At 65.0% G+C, this 3,829-nt stretch carries 2 protein-coding genes and 2 pseudogenes; 2 read left to right on the top strand and 2 right to left on the bottom strand.

Features of this window, described 5'->3' with window-relative positions; all coding sequences use genetic code 11:
* Window positions 1-283: 283 nt before the first annotated feature.
* The gene (locus tag JCM9942_RS12005; protein ID WP_054659925.1) at window positions 284-1,417 is read left to right on the top strand and encodes a PilT/PilU family type 4a pilus ATPase; all 1,134 of its coding nucleotides are present in this window, start codon (window positions 284-286) and stop codon (window positions 1,415-1,417) included.
* 83 nt (window positions 1,418-1,500) lie between these two features.
* Here JCM9942_RS12005 and maiA read toward each other — a convergent pair.
* Window positions 1,501-2,156 (bottom strand): annotated as a pseudogene (maiA, locus tag JCM9942_RS12000) (maleylacetoacetate isomerase).
* 89 nt (window positions 2,157-2,245) lie between these two features.
* Window positions 2,246-3,234 (bottom strand): annotated as a pseudogene (locus JCM9942_RS11995) (fumarylacetoacetate hydrolase family protein).
* Between the two features lie 371 nt (window positions 3,235-3,605).
* On the opposite strand from JCM9942_RS11995, the gene JCM9942_RS11990 reads away from it, so the two are divergent.
* The coding region (locus JCM9942_RS11990; protein ID WP_157722896.1) for a DEAD/DEAH box helicase at window positions 3,606-3,829 on the top strand (224 nt) is incomplete at its 3' end.

The following is a 3,829-nucleotide window of genomic DNA, read 5'->3' as shown; positions in this document are numbered from 1 at the left end:
CGGGCCATGGCCATCGTGTCCGCGGCGTACTGGTCGGCATCGGCGCGGTCGGCACGCTCCACCGCCTGCTGTGCGGCCAGCAGTTCGGCCGCGCCCGGATCCTGCGCGAAAGCACCGCTGGACAAGGCCAAACTGCAAACCACTGCATACAGGAAACGTCGTAATTGTGCGAAGCTAGGTTTCATTGGGGAGCCGTTGCCTGAGGGATTGTGCGCGGCCATTGTCGTCAAGCCTGCGGCGTGCTTGCAACGGCACGCCGCCGTTTGTTGGGGAAACATTGCGCATGGATATCGGCTATTTCCTGAAGCTGATGACCGAAAAGAACGCTTCGGACATGTTTTTGACCACCGGGGCGCCGGTCTATATCAAGATTGAAGGCAAGCTTTATCCACTGGGCAATACCGGCCTGCCACCGGGCATGGTCAAGAAAATCGCCTATTCGCTGATGGATGAGGGCCAGGTACCGCAATTTGAGCGTGACCTGGAGCTCAATATGGCCATCGCGCTGGCTGATGCCGGCCGTTTCCGCGTCAACGTGTTCAAGCAGCGCGGCGAAGTGGGTATGGTGATCCGTGCGATCAAGAGCAAGATCCCCAGCATCGAGGAGCTGCACCTGCCGCAGGTGCTCAAGGACGTGATCATGACCCCGCGCGGGCTGGTGCTGGTGGTCGGCTCGACCGGCTCGGGCAAGTCCACCTCGCTGGCCTCGATGATCGACCACCGCAACAGCACCTCGACCGGGCACATCCTCACCATCGAGGACCCGATCGAGTTCCTGCACAAGCACAAGATGTCCATCGTCAACCAGCGCGAAGTCGGCCTGGACACCCATGCCTTCCACAACGCGCTGAAGAACGCGATGCGCGAGGCGCCGGACGTGATCCTGATCGGCGAGATCCTCGACGCCGAGACCATGGAGGCGGCCATCGCTTTTGCCGAGACCGGCCACCTGTGCCTGGCCACGCTGCACTCCAACAACGCCGACCAGACGATCGAGCGCATCCTCAACTTCTTCCCGGAAACCGCACACAAGAACGTGCTGATGAACCTGTCGCTGAACCTGCGCGCGGTGGTTTCGCAGCGTCTGGTCAAAGGCAAGGATGGGCGCCGCCGGCCGGCCACCGAGGTGCTGATCAACACCCCGATGATCCGCGACCTGCTGCGCCGCGGCGAGGTGCACGCGATCAAGCAGGCGATGGAGGAGTCGCTGGAAGAAGGCATGCAGAGCTTTGACCAGTGCCTGTTCCGGATGGCCAAGGACGGCATCATCGAGCAGGAGGAAGCGCTGCGTGCGGCCGACTCGCGCGACGGGCTGGCGTTGAAGTTCCGCCTGTCCGAGGGCGGCAGCGGCGAGCTCGACCCGTATGCGGATTTCTCCGCTCCCGCCACCGCACCGGCCATCACCCACGGCTTCTGAACCCGGACGGCCGACCACGAAAAAGCCCCGCAGATGCGGGGCTTTTTACATTGCTGGACGCGGGACCGGGGCGGCCGCGGCAATCACGCCGCGTCGGGCTGGTTCTCCGGGCGGGCACGGTCAAACGCCGGCAGCCCCAGACAGGCCTGCTCGATCCGGACCAGGGTCGGATACGGCGCCAGATCCAGATGGAACCGGCGGGCGTTGTACAGCTGCGGCACCAGACAGCAGTCGGCCATGCCCGGCTGTCGCCGTGACAGAAACGGCCGGTATCCTGCGATCCCACCAGCATGTCCTCCAGCGCCTGGAAGCCGGTCCGCATCCAGTGCAGGGTCCACAGGTCGCGCTCGGCCTGCGGCACGTTCCACTCGCGATCGAAGAACTGCATCACCCGCAGGTTGTTGAGCGGATGGATATCGCAGGCCACCAGCTGCGCCAGCGCCCGCACCCGCGCGCGACCGGCCGAGTCGTCCGGCAGCAGTGCCGGCTCGGGCCAGATCTCATCCAGATACTCCAGGATCGCCAGCGACTGGGTCAGCACACGCTCGCCGTGGCGCAGCGCCGGCACCAGTTCCTGCGGATTGAGCGCGGCATAGTCGTCCGAATGCTGCTGGCCGCCATCGCGCACCAGGTGCACCGGCTCGATCGCGTAGTCCCGCCCTTTCAGATTCAGGGCGATGCGCACGCGATAGGCCGCACTCGAGCGCCAATAGCTGTAGAGCTTCAGCTGTCCATCCATGTCCATGCCTCCATGTTCATGCCTCAACCATAGCCACCGGCGGCCGGGTTTGCCTCACCGCCGGTCTGACCCCTGCGCCGTTGGCCGGATCAGGGCGCCTGGGCCGGCTCGATGCGCTGCTCGATCGCGCCGAAAATGCTGTTGCCGGCACGATCGAACATCTCGATGCGGACCACGTCGCCGAAGCTCATGAACGGCGTGGACGGCTTGCCGTCACGCAACGCCTCCACAGTGCGCTGCTCGGCAAAGCAGGAGGCCCCCAGCGAGGTGTCCTCGTTGGCGATAGTGCCCGAACCGACAATCGCGCCGGCCGACAGCGGGCGGGTCTTGGCGGCGTGGGCGACCAGCTGGGAAAAATCGAACTGCATGTCCACGCCGGCCTCCGGTGCGCCAAACCACTGGCCATTGATGTGGGTGACCAGCGGCAGGTGCACCTTGTTGCCCTGCCAGGCCTCCCCCAGCTCGTCGGGGGTGACGAACACCGGGCTCAGCGCCGAGCGCGGCTTGGACTGCAGGAAACCGAAACCCTTGGCCAATTCGCCCGGGATCAGGTTGCGCAAGGACACGTCGTTGACCAGACCCACCAGCTGGATGTGGCCGGCCGCCTGCGCCGGGGTGACCGCCATCGGCACGTCATCGGTGATGACCACGATCTCGGCTTCCAGATCGATACCGTAGTCCTCGCTGACCACCTTGACCGCATCACGCGGGCCATAGAAACCGGCGCTGGTGGCTGGTACATCAGCGGATCGGTGTAGAAGCTCTCCGGCACCTCGGCACCGCGCGCCTTGCGCACCCGCGCCACGTGCGGCAGGTAGGCGCTGCCGTCGACGAATTCGTAGGCACGCGGCAGCGGTGCGGCCAGCGCCTCCATCTCCACCTCGAACGCCTCGGCCGCGTTGCCGTCGTTCAGCGCCTCGTACAGCGCGTTCAGGCGCGGCGCCAGGTTGGACCAGTCCTCCAGCGCCTGCTGCAAGGTGGCGGCAATACCGGTGGCCCGCACGGCGCGGGTCAGGTCACGCGAAACCACGATCAGGGTGCCGTCGCGGCCGCCTTCCTTCAGGGAACCAAGCTTCATGGGAACGTCCAGTCTGCAGAAGAAACAAGTTTCAAGTGTAATGAATTGGCCCGCATCCACACAGCCGTCCGTTTGAAAAGCTGAACGGGTGTTTTTGTACCGATCTCAACTATCCCTTAGACTATCGCGGTCTGCCAGCGGCCGTCCGTTTCCCTCAGGGACCGCCGGCGGTGCAGGACCAGCGGCCTTTTGGCCCGTCCGCCCGCCCGCCCCCACTCCGACGCCATTCGTCACGCATTCCAGCCAGCGCTTCGCGCTGGTTGCATCCAGATCTTGCAGCGCGGTTTACGGGAACGCTCCGAGATCAGCCGATCTTATCGATCAGCAACGCAGGTCCTTGCGGGCGTGCGTTATTTTCTTTGGAGTTCTCCATGTCGTTTGAAAACCTGGGCCTTGCGCCCTTCCTGCTGCGCGCGCTTTCCGAGCAGGGCTACGAAAACCCGACCCCGATCCAGGAGCAGGCCATTCCGCTGGCCCTGGAAGGTCACGATCTGCTGGCTGGCGCACAGACCGGTACCGGCAAGACCGCCGCGTTCGGCCTGCCGCTGCTGCAGCACCTGGGCACCGCGCCGCAGCCGGTCGGCAACGGTCCGCG

The sequence above is a fragment of the Stenotrophomonas pictorum JCM 9942 genome (genome assembly GCF_001310775.1).
GTDB classification, from domain to species: Bacteria; Pseudomonadota; Gammaproteobacteria; order Xanthomonadales; family Xanthomonadaceae; genus Stenotrophomonas; species Stenotrophomonas pictorum.
This window is presented reverse-complemented; position numbering and strand designations above follow the sequence as displayed.